This window comes from Klebsiella ornithinolytica NBRC 105727 = ATCC 31898 (assembly GCF_001598295.1).
Taxonomy (GTDB): Bacteria; Pseudomonadota; Gammaproteobacteria; order Enterobacterales; family Enterobacteriaceae; genus Klebsiella; species Klebsiella ornithinolytica.
The window spans coordinates 197,156-216,448 of record NZ_BCYR01000002.1 but is presented as its reverse complement, the minus strand read 5'-3'; the positions used below and the strand labels follow the sequence as shown (position 1 = coordinate 216,448).

General features: G+C 60.2%; 15 protein-coding genes. 10 read left to right on the top strand and 5 right to left on the bottom strand.

Annotation, left to right across the window (positions count from 1 at the left end; translation table 11 throughout):
- Positions 1-71 precede the first annotated feature (71 nt).
- Positions 72-1,847 (bottom strand): L-fucose isomerase, encoded by a 1,776-nt coding sequence (fucI, locus tag ROR01S_RS05000; RefSeq protein WP_015585850.1) that lies wholly within the window; start codon positions 1,845-1,847, stop codon positions 72-74.
- Positions 1,848-1,877: 30 nt separating this feature from the next.
- Entirely contained in the window at positions 1,878-3,188 is a 1,311-nt protein-coding gene (gene fucP, locus ROR01S_RS04995) for an L-fucose:H+ symporter permease (protein WP_054829051.1), read from the bottom strand.
- 602 nt (positions 3,189-3,790) lie between these two features.
- Between fucP and fucA the strand changes: the two genes are divergently transcribed.
- Positions 3,791-4,438 carry an L-fuculose-phosphate aldolase gene (fucA, locus tag ROR01S_RS04990; RefSeq protein WP_004867024.1) on the top strand — a complete coding sequence of 216 codons (648 nt, stop codon included), beginning with the start codon at positions 3,791-3,793 and terminating at the stop codon, positions 4,436-4,438.
- A gap of 25 nt (positions 4,439-4,463) precedes the next feature.
- The gene (fucO, locus tag ROR01S_RS04985; RefSeq protein WP_015585851.1) at positions 4,464-5,612 is read left to right on the top strand and encodes a lactaldehyde reductase; all 1,149 of its coding nucleotides are present in this window, start codon (positions 4,464-4,466) and stop codon (positions 5,610-5,612) included.
- A gap of 53 nt (positions 5,613-5,665) precedes the next feature.
- Here fucO and xni read toward each other — a convergent pair whose 3' ends face one another.
- Both xni and ROR01S_RS04975 read right to left on the bottom strand, forming a co-directional pair.
- The gene (gene xni, locus ROR01S_RS04980; protein WP_032690927.1) at positions 5,666-6,427 is read right to left on the bottom strand and encodes a flap endonuclease Xni; all 762 of its coding nucleotides are present in this window, start codon (positions 6,425-6,427) and stop codon (positions 5,666-5,668) included.
- A gap of 120 nt (positions 6,428-6,547) precedes the next feature.
- Entirely contained in the window at positions 6,548-8,491 is a 1,944-nt protein-coding gene (locus ROR01S_RS04975) for a sigma-54-dependent Fis family transcriptional regulator (protein ID WP_004867018.1), read from the bottom strand.
- Between the two features lie 271 nt (positions 8,492-8,762).
- Between ROR01S_RS04975 and ssuD the strand changes: the two genes are divergently transcribed.
- The 8 genes from ssuD to ROR01S_RS04935 all read left to right on the top strand — a co-directional run bounded on the left by ssuD (position 8,763) and on the right by ROR01S_RS04935 (position 18,269).
- Positions 8,763-9,935: an FMNH2-dependent alkanesulfonate monooxygenase gene (gene ssuD, locus ROR01S_RS04970; protein WP_004867017.1), complete on the top strand. Its 1,173-nt coding sequence runs from the start codon at positions 8,763-8,765 to the stop codon at positions 9,933-9,935.
- A gap of 46 nt (positions 9,936-9,981) precedes the next feature.
- The gene (locus ROR01S_RS04965) at positions 9,982-11,379 is read left to right on the top strand and encodes an FAD/NAD(P)-binding protein (RefSeq protein WP_015585852.1); all 1,398 of its coding nucleotides are present in this window, start codon (positions 9,982-9,984) and stop codon (positions 11,377-11,379) included.
- A 71-nt stretch (positions 11,380-11,450) separates the two neighbouring features.
- On the top strand, positions 11,451-12,857 hold the full coding sequence (locus tag ROR01S_RS04960) for an LLM class flavin-dependent oxidoreductase (protein ID WP_004867015.1): 1,407 nt from the start codon (positions 11,451-11,453) through the stop codon (positions 12,855-12,857).
- On the top strand, positions 12,854-13,873 hold the full coding sequence (locus ROR01S_RS04955) for a methionine ABC transporter ATP-binding protein (RefSeq protein WP_004867014.1): 1,020 nt from the start codon (positions 12,854-12,856) through the stop codon (positions 13,871-13,873). Before ROR01S_RS04960 ends, ROR01S_RS04955 begins: the two co-directional genes overlap by 4 nt.
- Entirely contained in the window at positions 13,870-14,568 is a 699-nt protein-coding gene (locus ROR01S_RS04950) for a methionine ABC transporter permease (RefSeq protein ID WP_004867013.1), read from the top strand. The genes ROR01S_RS04955 and ROR01S_RS04950 overlap by 4 nt, the downstream gene beginning before the upstream one ends.
- Positions 14,565-15,443: a MetQ/NlpA family ABC transporter substrate-binding protein gene (locus ROR01S_RS04945; RefSeq protein ID WP_004867012.1), complete on the top strand. Its 879-nt coding sequence runs from the start codon at positions 14,565-14,567 to the stop codon at positions 15,441-15,443. The genes ROR01S_RS04950 and ROR01S_RS04945 overlap by 4 nt, the downstream gene beginning before the upstream one ends.
- Positions 15,444-15,613: 170 nt before the next feature.
- Complete coding sequence (locus ROR01S_RS04940; RefSeq protein WP_064359163.1) at positions 15,614-17,035, top strand: MFS transporter; 1,422 nt, start codon at positions 15,614-15,616, stop codon at positions 17,033-17,035.
- 10 nt (positions 17,036-17,045) lie between these two features.
- Positions 17,046-18,269 (top strand): acyl-CoA dehydrogenase family protein, encoded by a 1,224-nt coding sequence (locus ROR01S_RS04935; RefSeq protein ID WP_015585854.1) that lies wholly within the window; start codon positions 17,046-17,048, stop codon positions 18,267-18,269.
- Positions 18,270-18,309: 40 nt separating this feature from the next.
- Here ROR01S_RS04935 and ROR01S_RS04930 read toward each other — a convergent pair whose 3' ends face one another.
- A complete protein-coding gene (locus ROR01S_RS04930) occupies positions 18,310-19,248 on the bottom strand; it encodes a sulfonate ABC transporter substrate-binding protein (protein ID WP_004867009.1) in 939 nt (312 codons plus the stop codon).
- Between the last annotated feature and the right edge of the window lie 45 nt (positions 19,249-19,293).

Below are 19,293 nucleotides of genomic sequence, written 5' to 3'. Positions count from 1 at the left end.
GCTGCGCTTATCCGGCCTACGGCTGATGTGCCCGTAGGTCCGGTAAGCTTGCGCCACCGGGCAAAGCCGCATTAACGTTTATACAGCGGGCCGTAGTTCTGACAGGCGCGATAATCCTGGCCTTCCGTATCCATGCCGTGGGCGGCCCAGCTGGATGGCCGGTAGATTTTGCCCTCTTCCACGTTATGCATGCAGACCGGGATCCGCAGCATGGCCGCGAGGGTAATAAAGTCAGCGCCGACGTGGCCGATAGTCAGCACGCCATGGTTAGCCCCCCAGTTGGCCATCACCGAATAGACGTCGGCAAACGGGCCTTTGCCGGTGAGGCGCGGGGCAAACCAGGTGGTGGGCCACGTGGAGTTGGTGCGGGCATCCAGCTGGTCGTGCATCGCTTTTGGCAGCTCGACGCTCCAGCCTTCGGCAATTTGCAGCACCGGCCCCAGACCTTTGATGAGGTTGACGCGGGTCATGGTAAACGGCACGCCGCCTTCGGTCAGGAAGCGCGAAGAGTAGCCGCCGCCGCGGAAGTATTCATGAATCGCCGGACACCATTCGGTTGCCGCCAGGCAGGCATCCGCCTCTTTCTGCGAAATCTCCCAGTGCGGTTTCATCGTTGGTTTACCTTCTTCATCCCGCTGTTGGCAGGAGCCGTCCAGCGCGGCGGAGCCCGAGTTAATCAGGTGAATAATGCCATGTTCCGCCAGCCCGGTGAGCGGCTGACCGGTCACCCGCTCAACCGCATCCGGCGACCAGTAGGTGCGCACGTCGGCAAACACCTGCGCGGTACCGGTCAACTGGTGGCCCATCAGCATCGCTACCCCGTTGAGGCTGTCGTTCTCGGTGGCGACGACAAAAGGCTCACGCACGCCGTTCCAGTCGAAGGAGCTGTTGAGCAGCGCCTCGGCGGTGTCACCGTTCGGGTATTGATCGGTCCAGTGGCGCTGGCCCTGGAAGCCGGCGGCGATGGCGTTGTAGCCCAGCGACTCCTCGAGCAGCCCTTTTTCTGCCAGTTTCTCGTTGCCCTGCATCATGTCGCGAATACACATCGCCATCAGCAGGCTCTCTTTCAGCACCGCGCGGCTCTGTTCTTCATCGCGCTTATAGTGCTGCGCGTTCTGGTCCTCGCCGTAGCGGAAGTTTTTGTCCGCCCAGGCCAGCGCCATTTCCAGCTCAACTTCATCATAGATTTTCTGGTCGATGCGGCGGCGCAGTTCGGTCATATCAACCGCCTGGACCTTCATCCCCAGCCAGGATTCAAAGAAGTTATGGTCGACGATGGAGCCAGCGATGCCCATCGAAACGCCCCCCACGGAGAGATAGCTTTTCCCTTTCATACTGGCAACGGCAAGCCCGGCGCGGGCAAAACGCAGCAGTTTTTCCTCAACGTCGGCAGGGATGGTGGTGTCGTCGGCATCCTGGACATCATGGCCGTAGATCGAGAACGCCGGGATCCCTTTCTGACTGTGGGCGGCCAGCGCGGCGGCCAGATAGACGGCGCCGGGGCGCTCCGTGCCGTTAAATCCCCAGATGGCCTTCGGGCGCAGCGGATCCATGTCGATGGTTTCGCTGCCGTAGCACCAGCAAGGGGTGACGGTGATCGTCACGCCGACGTTCTGGCGGCTGAACTTCTCCTCACAGGCGGCGGATTCCGCCATACCGGCGATGCAGGTGTCGGCAATCACGCACTCGATCTGCGCGCCGCAGGCATGACGGAGCTTCTCGCTAATCAGCGCAGCGGTGGCTTTTGCCATATTCATGGTCTGCGCTTCCAGCGACTCGCGTACACCCATCCGACGTCCGTCAATCACCGGGCGAATACCAATTTTTGGTAAGCTGATTCTTTTCATTACAGACTCCTCACGTTATTCGGAAAATGTTCAGTTCGTTGCCGCTTGTGAACGGAAACGGGCAAAAATAAAGATGATGGCAAAGCACAGGGCCGGAACCAGTTCAGCGGTGGGGATGTTGCCGGCGGCATCGCTGACAAAGCCCATCACCGGCGTGACGATCCCGCCGCCAATAATGGTCATGACGATAAACGACGATCCGTATTTGGTGTCCTGTCCCAGGTTCTTGATCCCCAACGAGAAAATGGTCGGGTACTGAATGGACATGAACGCGCTGCACAGCGTCAGAGCCAGCAGGCCGATATGCCCGCCGCTCAGGGCGGAGATCAGGCACAGCACCATCGACAGCAGGGCGTAGGCGGCAAGGACTTTATGCGGGGCAAAGCGGCTGATAAGCCAGGTCCCGCTAAAGCGGCCAATAAAGAAGCACACCATCGTGCCGGTCAGGTAGTTGGCGGCGAAACCTGGGGTCATGCCGGGAATCTCTTCAATGGCATAGCGGATCAGATAGCTCCAGCAGGCGGTTTGCGCGCCGACGTAGCAGAACTGCGCCAGGACCGCCCAGCGCCAGTGGCGAATGCGGGCGAGGCGGCTGAATGAGGCCACGAAGGAGCTGTGTTCGCTTTCATTGTGGTCGTCGCTTTGCAGCGCCGGAAATTTTGTCAGCATAATCAGCAGAGCGACCAGCAGCACCACGGCGACGATAATCATGTACGGGGTCTGGACCGACAAGACCAGGCTGTGTTTATAGGCGCTGAGCTGCTCGGGCGCCATTTTATCGAGCACCTCCGGCGATTGATGTGGCACATGAGACAAAATAAGACTTTGCCCAAATACAACGGCAATAATGGCGCCGAAAGAGTTAAAGGTTTGCGCCAGATTGAGACGGAAGTGGCCACCGCTTTCCGGGCCTAATACCGTGACGAAAGGGTTTGCTGCCGTTTCAAGACACCCGAGACCGGCGGCAATAATAAAAAGTCCGATGAGAAATAAAGTATAATTCATAATTTCTGCGGCGGGCCAGAATAACGCGGCGCCGAACGCATACAAAAACAACCCGGTAATTATTCCGGCTTTATAACTGAGTTTTTTCATCAATATTCCGGCGGGGATCGGAATGACAAAGTAACCAAAATAAAATGCCGACTGAATCAGACCCGCCTGGAAGTTAGTTAATGTAAAGGCCTGTTGAAACTGGGGTAGCAAAATATCATTGAGATTGTTGGCGACAGCCCAAAGAAAAAATAATGAGCACAGCAAGGCGAATGGAATAATGTAGCGCTGACGTTGACCGACATCCACCGCGCGAAAACTCTGCGTTTGTATTGTTGTATTTCCCATAGCATCCTCATCAGTTCAGAAGCGTGTTCAGCATTTCAGGCGTGCGGTTGGCATGACTCACCAGACCGTCAACCGGGTGAGTTCCTGTGCCGACGTCCTCGTTATTCTCAGCCCGCCGCAACAGCGTCTCTTGAATAATTAGGGGTGTGTGAATGAACTCATGAGGTCATTTTCAAATAAAAAAGGTCTTTTAATATGATAACGGTCACACTTCGCCCAATAACGGTGGTTTTATGTGATTGCTATCACTTTAATTTCTGTAAAACAATGACCGTTTGAGTGAAATTAATTTAAAAGCCACAGCGACGTTGCCCGATTTAATTTATTGTGGTGAAAACGGTCAGTTGTTAAATGACAAGCTAAATTGCCCGTTTAGAGCAAGAAAAATAATTACGGGCATTTTTCACGACGGAAAAAGATTGCGACCTGATTAAACCAGGGTAATTAATTGATGGCGGTCACAGAATACGCGAATGTAAATTCCCTTCTGATTATTCAATATGATGATAGCCAGTAAATATAAAACTGACTCAACACGGCCGGAAAGCAACGCGAAAGCGGTTCTGTTGGCCCGGGGTTGAATTGCTGAGAGAGGTAAATAAATGGAACGGAACAGACTGGCGCGGCAGATTATTGATACCTGCCTGGAAATGACCCGGCTGGGGCTGAATCAGGGCACCGCCGGGAACGTAAGCGTGCGTTATGACGGGGGAATGCTGATTACGCCGACGGGTATTCCTTATGAAAAACTTACTGAATCTCACATCGTGTGGATCGATGCCAACGGTCAGCACGAGCAGGGGAAACTGCCGTCGAGCGAGTGGCGTTTTCATATGGCCGCCTACCAGACCCGGCCCGATGCACAGGCCGTGGTGCATAATCACGCGGTGCACTGCACGGCGGTATCGATCCTCAATCGCCCGATCCCGGCGATCCACTACATGATTGCTGCTGCCGGGGGGAACTCCATTCCCTGTGCGCCATACGCCACCTTTGGGACCCGCGAGCTGTCAGAGTTTGTCGCCGTGGCGTTAAAAAACCGCAAAGCGACGCTGCTGCAGCACCATGGCCTGATTGCCTGCGAAGAGAATCTGGAAAAAGCGCTGTGGCTGGCGCATGAGGTCGAGGTTCTGGCGCAGCTCTATCTCAGTACCCTGGCGATCGTCGATCCTGTTCCGGTGCTGGACGACGAGGCCATTGCCATCGTACTGGAAAAATTCAAAACCTACGGGTTACGTATCGAAGAGTGATTCGCAAAGCGAGCGGGAGGCGACGATGGCGAACAGAATGATTTTAAACGAGACGGCATGGTTCGGCCGGGGAGCGGTGGCGGCGTTAGCCGATGAAGTGATTCGTCGGGGGTATCACAAAGCGCTGATAGTCACGGATAAGAATCTGGCGCAGTGCGGCGTGGTCGACAAGGTGACGCGCAGGATGGATGACGCGGGCCTGGCCTGGGAGATGTTTTCCGGCGCGATCCCTAATCCGACGATTGCCGTGGTGCAGGAGGGGCTCGGGGTGTTTCAACGCAGCGGCGCCGACTACCTGATTGCGATTGGCGGTGGTTCGCCGCAGGATACCTGCAAGGCGATCGGCATTATCCACGCTAACCCGGAGTTTGCCGACGTGCGTAGCCTGGAAGGGCTATCGCCGACCCGCAATCCGGGGGTACCGATCATGGCCATTCCGACCACCGCAGGAACCGCGGCGGAAGTGACCATTAACTATGTGATAACCGATGAAGCGCAGCGGCGTAAATTCGTCTGCGTCGATCCGCATGATATCCCTCAGGTGGCCTTTATCGATGCCGATATGATGGACGGTATGCCGCCGGCGTTAAAAGCCGCGACCGGCGTGGATGCGTTGACCCATGCGATTGAAGGCTATATCACGCGGGCGGCATGGGCGCTGACCGATGCGCTACATATTAAAGCCATTGAGGTGATTGCCGGCGCGCTGCGAGATTCGGTAGCCGGCGATAGTCAGGCAGGGGAAGCGATGGCGCTGGGGCAGTACATTGCCGGCATGGGATTTTCCAACGTCGGGCTGGGGCTGGTGCACGGTATGGCGCATCCTTTAGGGGCGTTTTACAACACGCCGCACGGCGTGGCGAATGCCATTTTGTTACCCCACGTGATGCGCTACAACGCCGACTTCAGCGGCGAGAAGTTCCGCGATATCGCTCGCGCGATGGGGGAGAAGGTGGATGGCGTGAGTCTGGAGCAGGCGCGCCAGTCCGCCGTTGATGCCGTCTTCCGTCTTAACCGCGATGTCGGTATTCCCCCGCATCTGCGTGACGTCGGGGTCCGTAAAGAGGATATTCCGGCGCTGGCGCAGGCGGCTTTTGCTGATGTCTGTACCGGGGGGAATCCACGGGAGGCCAGCCTGGAGGAGATTATTACCCTCTATCACACCGCGTGGTAGTGCCTCAGGCGGTCACTGCACAGGGCGATGCCGGCATCGCCCTGTCAGTTTGTTTATGCCTGGGGGGCCAGCCGCAGCTGCTGTAAGTTGCCGTCGAGCTGTAAATCGGTCTGCAGGCGGGCTATCTCGCGGCAGGTAAAGGCCATCTCTTTATGCTCTTCCAGTTTTTTGCGCCATTTTTCAGGCACCTTCGCCAGCTGAGCATAGATGCCCTCCAGATCCTGATACTCCGTTAACAGCTGTGCCGCGCTCTTTGGGCCAATCCCCGCCACGCCCGGGACTTTAGAACTGCTGATCCCCGCCAGCCCCCAGTAATCAGGCAGCTGCTCCGGCGTGACGCCAAACTCTTTGGCGATGAAAGGGGCATCCAGCCAGCGTTTCTGAAAGTAGTCGCGGATCAGAATCGTCGGCGACAGCAGCTGGCAATAGCCTTTATCGGTAGAGACGATCGTCGCCTGATGTCCGGCATGGGCGACTTTGATTGCCAGCGTGGCGGCGAGGTCATCCGCTTCGTTGCCTGCTAAAGCCCAGCAGCGGATCCCGCGCTGCTCAAAGGCCGCGCGCAGGGCGGGCATTTCGGCTTCGAGGGTTTCCGGCATGGGCGCGCGTCCGGCTTTGTATTCCGGCAGGCGCTGGTGTCGCCAGCCGTGTGCGCGATCTTCGTCATCAAAAACCGCCACTGCATGGGTTGGCTGGCTATGAACGATGAGCTGCTCCAGCGCGTGCAGGCAGGTGTCAACGCAGGGGGATCCCTGCACCGCATGAATACGGCGGATCAGATTGAGTGCGTCGACAATTAACAGATGAACGGCCACAGATACCTCCAGGCGAGCCTGTCGAAACCGGCCCTTATTCACAGAACCTTAAGGGTATCATTGCCGTGGCGGAGAGGCTATCGGCACGGGGGCATTCAGGAAGATGCGCCGCAAAGAGGCTTAATCAGCGTGCAGCAGCAGGCCCGGTTCGCTGTTGGTGGCCTCGCCGTACCAGACCGCTTCGCGGACCGAAACCGGCTTGCCGATCAGGCCCAGCGCATAAAAACGGTCGGCAATGGTTTGCTGCGCGCGGATCACTTTGAGATCCATCATCCGCGGGCGATGGCTGCGGCGGGCCAACGCCAGCGAGAGCGATGCGACGTTAATCCCCAGCTCCGCCGCCAGCAGTCCGGCGGCTTCATCCCGCCGTCGATCGATAAACTGTCCGGTTTGCGTCAGCTCGTGCAGCAGGCGTTGCATGATATCGCCGTGACGCGTTACGTAGTCGCGGCGCGACAGGTAGAACTGATGGTTTTGCACCCGACCTTCGCCGTTGGCCACCACCCGTAACTCCCCGGTGTGTTCGGCGTCGCTTAACAGCGGATCCCACATCATCCAGGCATCCACCGCCAGATAGTCGCTGGCGGTCAGCGGGTATTTGGGCGGGGTGTAGACAATCCTGACGTCATTTAAGCCCAGCCCCGCCTCCTCGAGAATCTGCAGCAGCAGCCAGTGCACGTTTGACCCTTTGTTCAACGCAATACGTTTTCCGCGCAAGTCGGCAATCGTGCGGATCGCGCTATGTTGCGGGACAACCATCGCTACGCTCTGCGGCGCGGGCGGTTCCCACGCCACGTACACCAGTTCGCTGTTCGCGGACTGGGCAAAGACCGGCGGCGCTTCGCCGGTGGTGCCAAAATCGATTTCGTGGCAGGCGAGGGCGTGCAGCAGCTGTGGCCCGGCCGGGAATTCGCTCCACAGCACGCTGACGCCGAGATGGGCGAAGGCGCTTTCCAGGCTCTGTCGGGCCTTTAAAATGCCCAGGTTGCCAAAACGCTGATAGCCAATACGTAGCTCGCGGTCGGCGGAAACGGTGCCGGACAGCGGGCGCGGCGTGGTTTCTACCCGCCGACGGCTTTTAATCAGTCCAATGTTGGCCAGCTGTGTGCGTAAAGTATGGCGACTGATGCCCAGCAGCGCCGCCGCCTGGCTTTGATTGTCATCGCAGTGGGCCATCGCTCCGCGGATCAGCGCCCCGGTGATGCGCTCCCACAGCGCCTCGCCTGGTTGGTTAATTTGCTGATAGATAAAGCTATCCAGTTCATTATCCGTGGCTGTCGCCGGCGTATCGTGCAACGTGCTCAGCCGCAGCTGCGCGGGCGTAATCTCCTCCTCTTTGCTGAGCAGAACCGCGTTATGTAACGTATTTTCCAGTTCGCGAATATTGCCGGGCCACGGATAGTCCATCAGTCTCGCCAGCGTTTCCGGCGCCAGGCGGCGGGTCGGACGACCCAGCCGGCGGGCATACAGCGTTAAAAAGTGATTGGCCAGCTGAGGAATATCCTGGCGGCGCTGGCGCAGCGGCGGCAGCGGCACGATGGCGATATTCAAACGGTAATAGAGGTCTTCGCGGAAGCGGCGTTCGCGGATTGCCTGGGCTAAGTCGACATGGGTGGCGGCGATGACCCGCACATTCACTTTGATGGCCTTGCGCGAACCGACGCGGGTAATTTCCCGCTCCTGCAGCACGCGCAGCAGCTTGACCTGCAGCGGCAGGCTCAGTTCGCCGATCTCATCGAGCAGCAGGGTCCCGCCCTCGGCGGCTTCAAACCAGCCGGGGTGGCTCTGCACCGCGCCGGTAAAGGCGCCTTTTTCATGGCCGAAGAGTTCAGCTTCCGCCAGGCTTTCGGTCAGCGCGCCGCAGTTAACGGCGAGAAACGGCTGGTGGCGACGCGTGCTGTGATGATGAAGATAGCGGGCAACCACCTCTTTACCGGTGCCGGTTTCGCCGACGATCAGGACGGTGGCTTCCGTTGGCGCCAGCTTGTCCAGCAGGCTCTGAAACGCTTTCGACGCCGGGTCGATGAGCACGGGCGTATCGGACAGGGATTCAGGATTGAGCATGGTGGACCTCCGTTAAATGACGCCTTGAACTTATCCTCTGCCGGCGACAGACACCAGAGGGGGACGCCGCCGGTTTGTTGCAAATGCGTCAGTGCCCACGCAGGCGCTGACGCATTTGCAACAGCATGGATGTCGGCTGTGTTTTTTAATTAATTGATTTTATTTGATTTATTTTTATCTCGTCGTTGGCACGATAATCGCTAACACTCATATAACCAAATTAAAACATCTCTTCGATAAATATCGAATATGGTTATATAGGAAATGGATAATGACGCAGAAAGCGAGCGAGAAGATCAATGTGTTCTGGTTTTTGCCCACCCACGGCGATGGCCGTTATCTGGGTACTACCGAAGGCGGCCGCCCGGTGGATTTGCCTTATCTCCAGCAGGTGGCGCTGGCCGCCGATAGCCTCGGCTACTACGGCGTGCTGATTCCGACCGGGAAAAGCTGCGAGGACTCCTGGCTGGTGGCGTCGGCGCTGGCGCCGTTGACCCGTCGCCTGCGCTATCTGGTGGCGGTGCGCCCCGGGCTACAGCCGCCAACGCTGGCGGCGCGGATGGCGGCCACCCTCGATCGTCTGTCGGAGGGACGGCTGCTGATCAACGTAGTGACCGGCGGCGATCCGGTGGAGAACAAAGGCGATGGGATCTTCCTCAACCACAGTGAACGCTACCAGGTGACCCGCGAATTTCTCGACGTGTACTCCCGTTTGCTAAAAGGCGAAAAGGTGGACTATCGCGGGGAGCATATTCATGTCGAAGGGGCGGAAGTGCTGTTTCCGCCGGTGCAGGAAGATGGCCCGCCGCTGTACTTTGGCGGCTCGTCGGAGGAGGCCATTGACGTCGCCGCTGAGCAAATCGATAGCTATCTGACCTGGGGGGAGCCGCCGGCGCTGGTGGCGGAAAAGCTGGCTATCGTCCGTGAACGCGCCGCCGCCCGCGGACGTACCCTGCAATACGGTATTCGCCTGCATGTGATTGTCCGTGAAACGGAAGAGGAGGCCTGGGCCGCCGCCGACCGGCTGATTGCCCACCTGGATGATGACACCATTGCCCAGGCGCAGAAGATCTTCGCGCGTATGGATTCCGCAGGTCAGGCGCGGATGAGCGCCCTGCACAACGGCTCCCGCGACAATCTGCGTATTGCGCCAAATCTGTGGGCGGGCGTCGGGCTGGTGCGCGGCGGGGCGGGGACGGCACTGGTGGGTAATCCGCAGCAGGTGGCGGAGCGCATCCGTGAATATCAGGCGCTGGGGATCACTAACTTTATCTTCTCCGGCTATCCGCATCTGGAAGAGGCGCACCGCTTTGCCGATTTGGTGATGCCGCTGCTGCCGCTGGCCAGCAACGCCCAGCCAAAAGCGCGCGGCGTTAATACCGGGCCGTTCGGTGAAACCATCGGCGGCGATAAGCGCCCGGTAAAACAGGTCAGCGCCAGCTGAGCGGAGGTCGCTATGTTTCGCTTCTTCTTTTATAAGGCGGTGACCTATGCCAGCTGAACCTCATATCACGATCGTCGGCGGCGGCTTTAGCGGCGCGGCGGTGGCGATTCATCTGCTTGGTCTGATGCCGGAAGGGCTACGGGTAACGCTGCTGGAGCCGCGTACCGTTCCCGGGGCGGGCGTCGCCTATTCCACCGCTGAACCCAGCCACCGAATCAACGTGCCCGCCTCGCGGATGCAGTTGGCCGGTGAGGAAGAGGGCGCTTTTGACCGCTGGTACCGTAGTCAGCCTGCTTTTGCTGACGATCCGCAGGCGCGGCGTGAAGACGGCTCGCTGTACCCCCAGCGCGGCCAGTTCGGGCGCTACGTCAGCCAGCGTTTTGCCGAGGCGGTACGGACGAGCGGCGGGCGACTGGTTCACCTGCGTGAACAGGCGCTGGATTTTGACGAGAGCGCTATCACCACCGATACCGGTCGTCGGCTGCAAAGCGATCTGCTGATTCTGGCGGTGAGTCATCCGCCGCCGGCGCTGCCGCGGCTGGCGGTGCCTTTTCACGACCACCCGGCGCTGATTGCCAACCCGTGGCGTGCGGACACTCTCACCCCGATCGCCGCGGATGCGCGGGTGGCGGTGATGGGAACCGGGCTGACGATGGCGGATTGCATCGCCACGCTATCCCGGCTCGGCCACCGCGGGCCGATTACCGCCTTTTCGCGCCGCGGTCTGTTATCCCGGGGCAACACCGGCAGCGCTGCGGCGCCCTGGCCGGGTGAGTACGATCAGGGCTCGCTCCGTCAGCGGCTGCGGCTGGTGCGCGCCGATGTGCTCCGCGCGGCAGAGCAGGGGCTTCCCTGGCAGGTGGTGCTGGACGCGGTACGTCAGCAGGGACAGCGCATCTGGCAGACCCTGACGTTTGCCGACCGTCAGCGCTTCCTGCGTCATCTGCGGCGTTACTGGGATGTGCATCGTTATCGCATTGCGCCGCAGGTCGCCGAGGTGATTGAGCAACGTCAGCGCGAGGGGAGCCTGAAGGTGCTGGCCGCACGGCTGACGGCGCTGGAGAGCGAGGCTCGTTCCCTGACGCTTACCCTGACCTTGCGAGAGGGCGAGCGCATTGCCCTGACGGTCGATCGCCTGATTCTGACTACCGGCCCGGCCCACGGCGGGCTGATCGACAGCCAGCCGCTGCTGCGCGAACTGGCCCGGCGCGGTCTGATTCGCGCCGATAAGCTGGGTCTTGGGCTGGACGTTGATGCTCACTCCCGGGCGATTGGCCGGGAGGGGCGCGCGATACCCAATCTGCTGATCTCTGGCCCGGCGGCTCGCGGCTATTTTGGCGAACTGATGGGGCTGCCGCAGGTTGCCGATCATGCTGCCGCCGTCGCCGCTGAGGCTTTACAGGCGCTGGGGATTGGGCAATCCGCCCGATGTCCCACGATTTAACCCCCCATTCCCCTTATTCCTTGATGTGTTAAGCGTGCGTTCCGTTGATGGAATGCACCGTGGAGAGCGCTATGTCATCACAACGTGAAATTCGCCTGAATGCTTTTGATATGAACTGCGTCGGTCACCAGTCGCCGGGGCTGTGGACCCATCCGCGCGACCGCTCGTGGCAGTATAAGGACCTTGATTACTGGGTTGACCTGGCGCGTCTGCTGGAACGCGGTAAGTTCGACGGCCTGTTTATTGCCGACGTGCTGGGCATCTACGATGTGCTGAACGGCAACGGCGATGCCGCCATTCGCCAGGCGACGCAGGTGCCGGTGAACGATCCGCTGGCGCTGATTACCCCGATGGCGCTGGTGACGGAGCATCTTGGCTTTGGCCTGACCGCCTCGCTGTCGTTTGAGCACCCGTACCCGTTTGCCCGCCGTCTCTCGACCCTTGACCACCTGACCAAGGGCCGGGTGGGCTGGAACATCGTCACCTCGTATCTGGAAAGCGGGGCGCGCAATATTGGCCATCAGGCGCAGACCGATCACGATGCGCGCTATGACTACGCCGATGAGTATCTCGACGTGGTTTATAAGCTGCTGGAAGGGAGCTGGGAAGATGGCGCGGTACTGCGCGATCGCGAGCGCGGGATCTTCAGCGATCCGCAAAAAATTCATCCGATCAACCACCAGGGCAACTTCTTCACCGTGCCGGGGATCCACCTCTGCGAACCGTCGCCGCAGCGCACGCCGGTGCTCTATCAGGCCGGGGCGTCGAGCCGCGGGAAGCAGTTTGCCGCCGGGCACGCCGAGTGCGTGTTTGTCGCCGCGCCGTCGAAAGTGCTGCTCAAAAAGACGGTAGCGGATATTCGCCGTCGCGCCGCCGAAGCCGGGCGCGACCCGCGCAGCATTCTGATTTTCAACCTGCAAACGGCGATCGTCGGTGAAACCGACCGCGAGGCGCAGGCCAAATGGCAGGAGTATAAATCCTACGTCAGCTATGAAGGGGCGCTGGCGCTGATCTCCGGCTGGACCGGGATCGACTTCGGCCAGTATCAGCCGGATCAGGTACTGAAATACCTGCATACCAACGCCATTCAGTCGGCGGTTGAAGCCTTTTCCACCGCCGATCCCGATCGTCAGTGGACGGTACAGGCGCTGGCCGACTGGGTGGGGATCGGCGGCTTCGGCCCGCTGATTGTCGGCAGTGCGCAAACCGTCGCCGACGAGCTGCAATCGTGGGTTGAGGAGACCGATGTTGACGGTTTCAACCTGGCGTATGCCGTCACCCATGAAACCTTCCGCGATGTGGTGGAGCTGCTCATTCCCGAACTGCAAAAACGCGGCGTCTTTAAGCAGGAGTATCGCGAAGGCACCCTGCGCGAAAAATTGTTTGGCGCCGGGCCGCGACTGGTGGCGCCGCATCCGGGCGCCGGATACCGGCGTGGTACCCGCATCGATGTCGGGGCAGAGGAGAAGGTGACATGATCGAAATAGACAACCTGCATAAGCGCTATCGTACGGCAGACGGGCGGTTCAGCGAGGTGCTGAAAGGGCTGTCGCTGCGGGTACCGACCCGCTCCATCACCGCGGTGGTGGGGCCGAGCGGCGCGGGAAAATCGACCCTCGCGCGCCTTATCAGCCTGCTGGAGCGTCCCGACAGCGGCAGCATCCGGGTTAACGGCAACGACCTGTCGTTGCTCAGCGGCGAGGCGCTGCGTCGCGAGCGGCGCACGATCGGTACCGTTTTTCAGTCCTCCGCGCTGCTCAGTCGTAAAACGGCCTGGCAAAATATCGCCCTGCCGCTGGAATACCTCGGGGTGGTCGAGCGCGATATTAAAGCCCGGGTCGGCGAACTGCTGGAAAGCGTTGGGCTGAGTCATAAGGCGGACGCCTGGCCGGCGCAGCTTTCCGGCGGCCAGCGTCAGCGGATTGGTATTGCGCGTGCGCTGGCGCTGCGCCCGTCGGTGCTGCTGGCGGACGAGGCCACCTCCGGGCTGGACCCGCAGGCCACCGCCGCGGTGCTCAATTTGCTTAAACGCCTGCGCGATGAGTATCGCCTGGCGATCGTGCTGATTACCCACGAGATGGACGCGGTACGGGCGGCGGCGGATGCGGTGGCGGAAATTCGTGATGGCGCAATTGTGCAGTTTGGTCAGGTGAAAGAGCTGCTGGCGCGCCCGGATTCGCTACTGGGTCAGCAGCTGCTGCCGCTCTCTCCGGTGGCGGCCCATAGCGATCTGCTGTTGCGGTTGAGCTATCGCTGGGATGTGCCGGTGGCCACCGACTGGATCAGCCGCCTGAGCCAGCAGTTTGCGCTGCAGATCGACCTGCTCGGCGGCCACGTTGAGACGATCAACGGCCGGCTGGCGGGAAGGTTACAGGTGGGGGTGCGCTTTCAGGGCGAGCGTCTGCCGGCGGCGCGGGTGCTGGCGCTGCTGGCGCAGCTCGGTATCGCGGCGGAGGTGCTTGACGGCGCGCCCGAACTACAGGAGGCGGTATGAAACCTTCGGTAATCAGCCAGGATACCCCCTGGAGCGAGATCCATACGCTGCTGCTGCCCGCCTACGGCGAAACCTGGCTGATGGTGGCCATTGTAATGCTGTTTGTGGTGACCCTCGGCGGCGTGGTCGGGGTGGTGCTATTCAATGCCTCGCCGCGCGGATTATTCCCGCATGCCGCGCTGTACCGGGTGTTGAACTGGGTAGTGAATATGGGGCGCTCTCTGCCGTTTCTGGTGCTGATGGCGGCGATTATTCCTTTCACCTTCTGGCTCACCGGGACGACGATTGGCATTCCGGCCGCCGTGGTGCCGATGATTGCCGCCGGGGTGCCATTTTTTGGCCGGCTGGTGGAAAACGCGCTGCGCGAACTGCCGGCGGAGGTCACCGCCGTGGGGATCGTCTGCGGCGGCTCGCGCTGGCAGATTATCCGCAGCGCCCAGCTGAGTGAAGCCCTGCCGGCGCTGGTGGCGGCGGTGACGCTCAACCTGGTGTCGATGATCGAATACTCCGCCATTGCCGGCACCATCGGCGCGGGAGGCATCGGCTATCTGGCGGTGGTGTACGGCTACCAGCGCTTCGACAATCACATCATGATCGCCACCATTATCGCACTGATCGCCACTATCCAGCTGATTCAATTTTTCGGTGACCGTCTGGTCAACAAACTTCGCCACACGCAGGGGATCGCTTCATGACAACAGAACAGTTTGAGTTACGTAAGGCCCGACGCTGGCCGTGGCTGGCGGCGCTGGTAGTGATTGTGGCGCTGGCCGTCGCCTTCTGGTGGTGGCGAGGGCAGGCCCAGTCGCAGCAGGTGGTGTTCGGCACCACCCTGAAAATTCACTATGAACCGGCGATGGCCGGTGAACAGCGAATTATTGAGTACATCGGCCAGCATATTGCGCCGGATTACGGCCTCAAGCTGGAGGCGGTGGGGGTGCAGGATCCGGTGCAGGCGGATCGCGCGGTGGCGCAAGGGGAATATGCGGGAACCATCTATCAGCATCAGTGGTGGCTGAAGCAGGTGGTGGATGCCAACGGCTTCGCGCTTTCCACCACGGTACCGGTGTTCCAGTGGGCCTTTGGCATTTACTCCGATCGCTATAAATCGGTTAAGGATCTGCCGAACGGGGCGACGATCGTGGTGCCGGATGATGGCGCCAACCAGGGACAGGCGCTGTGGCTGCTGCAGCGCATCGGCCTGATTACGCTCGACCCGGCGGTAGAGCCGCGCACGGCGAAGCTGAAAAATATCGTCGGCAACCCGCATCAGTTTAATTTCAAAGAGCTGGACCTGTTAACCATGCCGCGGGCGCTCAATTCGGTGGACGCGGCAATCGGCTATGTCTCGCAGTTTGATGCCGGGAAAGTATCGCGCGATAAGGGCATCTTATTCCCGCCTGCGCCGCGGACTTTTGCGTCGCAGCTGGTTATCGGGACGCCTTATCTGTCGCAGGAGAATATTGTCAAATTGCAGCAGGCGTTTTCCGACCCGCGCATTCAGAGCTGGCTGAAAACCACCGATGACCCGCTGGTTAAGGATGTGCTGGTGCCTGTTTCCGCAGAATAAGTTTGCCAATCGATGACCTTGCAGGACGGGCGGAAGCACGTCCTGTTTTTGTTTTTTTATTTAATTAACTTATTGAATATATTGATTTTTATATGCATTTTTATTGGTTGGGTTTTATCGGCTGACGGCCTATAACTGCGATCACCTGCACAACATAACAAGGTGAAAACATGAGTACGCTGTCTGTTGATAATCCCGGCGTGGCCTCCGCACCGGTGAGTAGCGTCGGGGATGTGGCGCGGCTGATCAATTCGGGCAAGGATCAGGCTAAATATGCGCGGATGATTGTCTTCCTCGCTCTCGGCGGGGTCTTTCTCGACGCCTATGATTTAACCACGCTCTCCTACGGCATCGACGACGTGGTACGTGAATTCCAGCTCTCGCCGCTGCTGACCGGCCTGGTCACCTCATCCATTATGGTTGGTACCATTATCGGCAACTTAATCGGCGGCTGGTTGACGGATAAATATGGCCGCTATTCGGTGTTTATGGCCGACATGCTGTTTTTCGTCGTCTCGGCCATCGCCGCAGGTCTGGCGCCCAACGTCTGGGTGCTGATCGGCGCGCGTTTCCTGATGGGCATCGGCGTGGGCATCGATCTGCCGGTCGCCATGTCCTACCTCGCTGAATTCTCCCGTTTTACCGGCAAAGGCAACAAGGCCGCGCGCCTCGCCGCCTGGTGCCCGATGTGGTACGCCGCTTCAACGGTCTGCTTTCTGATTATCTTCGGCCTCTATTTCCTGCTGCCGCAGGAGCACCTCGACTGGCTGTGGCGCGCCTCGCTGCTGTTTGGCGCCGTCCCGGCGCTGCTGATTATCGCCGTGCGCAGTAAATTTATGAATGAGTCACCGCTGTGGGCGGCAAACCAGGGAGACCTGGCTTCGGCGGTGCGTATTCTGCGCGACTCTTACGGCATTGCCGCCCATGAAGCGCCGGCTGAACGCCCCGCGCCGCCGCCGAAAGTGAGCTTCCGCGTACTGTTTGAAAAGCCGTACCGCGAGCGCACCATCGTCGCCGGGGTGATGAATATCTGTATCTCCTTTGAGTACACCGCCATCGCCTTTTTCCTGCCGTCGATCCTCGCCCAGTTTCTCGGTGCCGGGGTGTTTGAAACCATCTCCGCGTCATTGGGGCTGAACGCGCTGTTTGCCTTTACCGGCGGGCTGCTGGGGATGCATCTGGCGTGGAAATATCCGTCGCGCCACGTGGCGATTGCCGGCTTCGCGCTGCAGTTTATCGCCCTGATTGTGCTTGCTCTGGTCGGCCAGCCGCAGGCCACCGTCGGGGTGGTGCTGGCAATTGCGATGCTTGGGCTGTGGCTGTTTGCCGAGGGTTTCGGCCCCGGCGCGCAGCTGATGATCTATCCGGCGCTCTCCTATCCCACCGCGATTCGCGCCACCGGCGTCGGCTTCAGCCGGGCGCTCTCCGGGATCGGCAGCGCGCTGGCGCTGTTCGTGCTGCCGTTGCTGCAGGCCTCCCTCGGCACGCAGATGTTCTGGGTGGTGTCGCTGGCCGCCATTATTCCGATCTTCTTCCTGCTTGCGGTCCGCCACGAGCCGACGCGTCACGATATTGACGATAGCCACCATTAAGGAACAGATGATGACATTACTCTCTACCGGTACCGATTATGAACAGCTGGCCGCGGCCTTCCGGCCGATTTTTTCCCGCATTGCGCAGGGGGCGGCGAACCGCGAACAGCACCGTATTTTACCCGACGAGCAGATTCGCTGGCTGAAGGAGGCGGGCTTTGGCACGGTGCGTATTCCGCGGGAAAAGGGTGGCTGGGGCGCGTCGCTGCCGCAGCTGATTGCCCTGTTGATTGAGCTCGCCGAGGCTGACTCGAACCTGCCGCAGGCGCTGCGCGCCCATTTTGCCTTTGTTGAAGATCGCCTGAATCAACCGGACTCCGCGCAGCGCGATCGCTGGTTTCAACGTTTTCTCGACGGGGAGCTGGTGGGCAGCGGCTGGACCGAAACGGGGGCGGTGAAGCTTGGGGAGGTGAATACTCAGGTGACGCCGGATGACCGCGGATGGCGCTTAAGCGGCGAGAAGTTTTACAGCACCGGGACGCTGTACGCCGACTGGATTGACGTCTTTGCCCGCCGCAGCGACAACCACGGCGATGTCATCGCACTGGTCAGCACCCGGCAGAGCGCGGTGGAACGCGATGACGACTGGGATGGCTTTGGTCAGCGTCTGACCGGCAGCGGCACCACCCGCTTTAAGCAGGCCCTGGTTGAGCAGGAACATGTCTATGATTTTGCCGAGCGCTTTCGCTACCAGACCGCCTTCTATCAGCATATCTTACTGGCGACGCTGGCGGGTATCGGCCTGGCGGTAGAACGCGATGCCGCCGAAGGGGTGAAAAAACGCTCCCGTATGTACAGCCACGGCAATGCCGCCGTGCCGCGCGACGATCCTCAGGTGCTGCAGGTGGTCGGGCAAATCAGCAGCTGGGTGTGGGCGACCCGTGCGGCGGTGCTGCAGGCGGCGGAGTCTTTACAGCAGGCCTATATTGTTCATGCCAGCGGCGACGAGGCGCTGATTGAACAGCGTAATCGGCTGGCGGAGGTCGAAGCGGCGCAGGCGCAGGTGGTTGCCAGCGAATGGGTGCCGCGTGCGGCGACCGAGCTGTTTAACGCTCTCGGCGCGTCGGACACCCGGGTGGGTAAAGCGCTCGATCGCCACTGGCGCAACGCGCGTACCGTGGCCTCGCATAACCCGGTTATCTACAAAGCGCGCAATATCGGCAACTGGCTGGTCAACGGCGAGGCGCCGACCTTTATCTGGCAGATTGGCGACGGCGAAAAGGCGCAGGGTTAGCAAGAGGGAAGGCGACGGGGAGGCCCGTCGCCGGCAAGGGTTATTTATCCTGCGACCAGGTGGCGCTGCGCACGTCCACTTTCACCGGCAGCAGGCCGATACGCGTGAAGGTATCCGCCAGCGCCTGCTGCTCGTTATAGACCGCGGGCGTCATGCGTTCGGCGCCGTAGGGCAGGCGGGCGAGCGCTTTCAGCCAGATAGCCTTATCCAGCCCGGTGGAGGTTGACAGAATTCCGGCGGCGTCGTCCTGATGGGCGTTCGCCCAGTCGCTGAGCTGGCGTAACTCATCCACCACCTGTTTGGCGGTATCCGGGTGGTTTTCGGCAAATTTGCGGCTGGCGAGATAGAAGGTGTAGTGCGGTACCAGCCCTTCAGCGTTGCGGATCTGCCGCGCCTTAGCGTTGGTTTCAACTTCGGCAAGGTACGGGTCCCAGATAACCCAGGCATCAATCGCCCCACGCTGGAAGGCGGCGCGGGCATCGGCCGGAGGCAGGTAAACCGGGGTGATATCTTTATAGCTCAGCCCGGCTTTTTCCAGCGCGGCCACCAGCAGGTAGTTGACGTCAGAACCTTTATTCAGCCCCACGCGCTTACCTTTCAGGTCGGCCACGTTGTGAATCGGCGAGTTTTCCGGTACCACGATAGCTTCGGTTTTGGGGTTTGCCGGCGAGTGCGCGAGGTAGACCAGATCCGCCTGAGCGGCCTGGGCAAAGGCCGGCGGCGCATCGCCGGTGGCCGCGAGGTCAATACTGCCGACATTCAGCCCTTCCAGCATCTGCGGGCCAGCCGGGAATTCCACCCAGCGTACGGCGATGCCCTGTTTTTTAAACGTCTCATCGAGGGTGCCACGATACTTAAGCAGGGCGAAGATATTGGCCTTCTGATAGCCAATGTTCACGGTTTCCGGCGCCTGAGCCAGCGCGGACGCAGACAGCCCGAGCAGCAGCGGCAGCGCGGCCAGATGCAACCTTTTGGACATGATATGTTCTCCTTTGGCGGTTTGCCGTAAGGTAACAAATTGTCT